4 protein-coding genes are annotated in these 2,764 nt (G+C 30.6%); all 4 read left to right on the top strand.

From position 1 onward, the window contains the following. Positions 1 to 235 (top strand): glycosyltransferase (locus AB1349_13435; GenBank protein MEW6558327.1); only part of this gene is annotated, 235 nt, incomplete at its 5' end. Between the two features lie 8 nt (positions 236 to 243). Then, positions 244 to 1,290, top strand: coding sequence for a methyltransferase domain-containing protein (locus AB1349_13430; protein ID MEW6558326.1), 1,047 nt, complete (start codon positions 244 to 246; stop codon positions 1,288 to 1,290). A 6-nt stretch (positions 1,291 to 1,296) separates the two neighbouring features. Then, positions 1,297 to 2,262 (top strand): glycosyltransferase family 2 protein, encoded by a 966-nt coding sequence (locus AB1349_13425; protein ID MEW6558325.1) that lies wholly within the window; start codon positions 1,297 to 1,299, stop codon positions 2,260 to 2,262. A gap of 302 nt (positions 2,263 to 2,564) precedes the next feature. After that, the coding region (locus AB1349_13420) for a hypothetical protein (protein ID MEW6558324.1) at positions 2,565 to 2,764 on the top strand (200 nt) is incomplete at its 3' end.

Raw genomic sequence — 2,764 nt, 5'->3', positions numbered from 1 at the left:
TTTGCCAATAATTGCTACAGATTGTCCAAGTGGTCCATCAGAAATTCTTGAAAATGGGAAATGTGGGATTTTGGTTCAAAGAGGGGATTATATAACCCTCGCCAATGAAATCTTGCATGTTCTTCAGGACGAAGAATTTAATAAAAAATTGAGAAATAATGCTTTAATAAGAGTAAGAGATTTTGAATATAAAAAGGTTTTTGAGGGGTTTAATAATTTTATAATAAACCTTTAGACGAAAGAATGATTCAAACTGAAAAAATTGAAGAGTGTATTTTATGTGGAAACAAAGGTAAAGTTTTATATAAAAATTTGGAAGATCGCCTTTTTGGAGCACCAGGTAAATATGGATTTTTAAAATGTCTAAAATGTAATCTCATTTGGCTTAATCCTTGTGCTATTAAAGAGGATATACCAAAATGTTATTTAAATTATTTTACACATAGTTTACCTGAAGATTCACCTCAATTTAACAAAAAAAGATTCTTAGCTCCATTAAGAGATCTCATACGAAATTTGATACTTAGTGAAACTATGGGATACAGGCAATTTAAAATTAATAAATGGTGGGCACCTTTATTAGGCAAAATTTTAAGTAGAATTCCAATTCTCCGCTTTGGGGCAGGATTTGGTCGGGGAGTTCTTTTCCCTCCTTTTATTGGAGAAGGGAGACTTTTAGAAGTAGGATGTGGAAATGGTGGATACTTGAAATTTATGCAAAATTTGGGTTGGAAAGTTTTAGGAATTGACATAGATGCAGAAGCTTTAAAAATAGCTAAAGAAAAATTTAATCTTTCTGTAATTTTAGGTTCTTTAGAAGAGATTAAATTCCCGGAGAATTCTTTTGACATAATTGCAACTTTTCACGTTATAGAGCATATTCCTAATCCAATCACATTTTTAAAAGAATGTTACAGAATTTTAAAACCAAAGGGAAGATTGATTATTTCAACTCCAAATGCAGAAAGTTTAGCTCATAAAATATTTAAGGAAAACTGTAGAATTTTAGAGCCCCCTCGACACTTTTATTTATATTCTCTTTTTCATTTAAAGAAACTTTTGAAAAATTTTGGTTTTAAAATATTACATCTTTCAACCACTTCAAATATAGCTAATTTTATTTACCAAAGTAGTATCCAAATTAAAAAATTTGGGAAAGTGGATTTAAATCGAAAATTTAACCACTCTGCTTTTTTATTTGAAAAACTTGAAATGATTCTGTTAATTTTTTTTAAAAATATTGGAGAGGAAATCCGGATAATTGCAACTAAAAATTATAAAGTTTTTTAAAGTAACATGGATATTTCTATAATTATTGTTTCTTATAATACTTGTGAGCTTTTAAAAAAATGCTTAGAAACTGTTTATAAAGCCATAAAAAATCTAAAAGCAGAAATTTTTGTGGTTGACAATGCCTCATCTGATGGAAGTGCAGATATGGTTGAAAGTAAATTTCCTGAGGTTATTTTAATTCGAAATCAAGAAAATCTTGGCTTTTCCAAAGCAAACAATCAAGCTTTAAGAATTTGTAGTGCTCGCTATGTTTTGTTACTCAACTCTGATACAGAAATACTAGGAAATGCCTTGGATGTAATGGTCGGATTTATGGATGACCATCCAGAGGTAGGGATGATAAATCCCAAATTAGTATATCCTAATATGGAGCTTCAACCCTTTCTAAGCAAAGTGCCATCCTTTTGGAAAGGGCATTTCTGGTGGACAATCTTTTGGCATACACCACTACATTTTTTATTTAGCAAGCAATATAAAGATCGTATGTATATAGAAAAGGGGATGGATTATAACAAGGTGAGTGAAGTGGAATGGGCATTAGGTGCTTGCATGATGGTTAGAAAGGAAGTTTTAGAGCAAGTAGGGTTATTAGATGAAAATTTCTTTTTTGGTGGTGAAGATTTAGATTATAGTATTCGAGCGAGAAGAAAAGGATGGCTGATATACTATGTTCCTATAGCAGTAGTAAAACATTATATAAGCGGAAGTAGTATTAAAGAATATGAAAGAAGAGGAATAGCAATAAAAAAGAATGAAGGAATGTTCTATTTTTGTGAAAAACACCATGGTTTAGCCTATACAATTTTATTGAGGATTATCATCCTTGTTACTAATTTGATTTATCTCATACTACGTCCTATAAAAATTATTATATCTAAAGACAAAAAAGCTGAGATGGATAAGTTTCGCTACGATTTGGAGAATATAAAATGTGTCTTCCGTTTTAAAAAGATGATTAAAAATTCTTAGTTAAGTGGTCTTTAGGGGTGCAGTACAAATTCTCAACTTGATGTTACGGTAAGCGATATTCTGACCAGTGTTTAAAGACTTAAATTGACCAGTTGAAACATTAATTTCATAAGATTTTCTCGAAGTTTAGAAGAGCAAATAATTTAAAGAATGCATATATGAAGCCAATTTCTGATATTTTAGTACTGAGTTATTTTTGTTAGAGAGTGGGTCAGTTAAATATCGTTTTTGTAAGGATTTTAAATGAGGTAAATTTAAATGGATTTAATTGGTCAAAATAGTTCTTTAAAAATAAGGCAATTTTGGCTATTTTATCTCTTATATTTACAATCACAACAACCCCTTTTATGAAAAAAATTATTTTACATGTAGCTCAGATAGAAATATCTGAAGAATCAGGAATGGGACGTGTTGCTTGGCACTGGAGGAATGAGTTTGAAAGAAGAGGTTACGAGTTTCTCCATATTGGTCCAAAAGAAGTGGGTCGGATACTACATCCCGC

It is taken from the genome of Elusimicrobiota bacterium (genome assembly GCA_040757695.1).
GTDB lineage: Bacteria > Elusimicrobiota > UBA8919 > UBA8919 > UBA8919 > JBFLWK01.
Note: the sequence above shows the minus strand (reverse complement) of the source record. Positions and strands in the feature narration are given on the sequence as shown.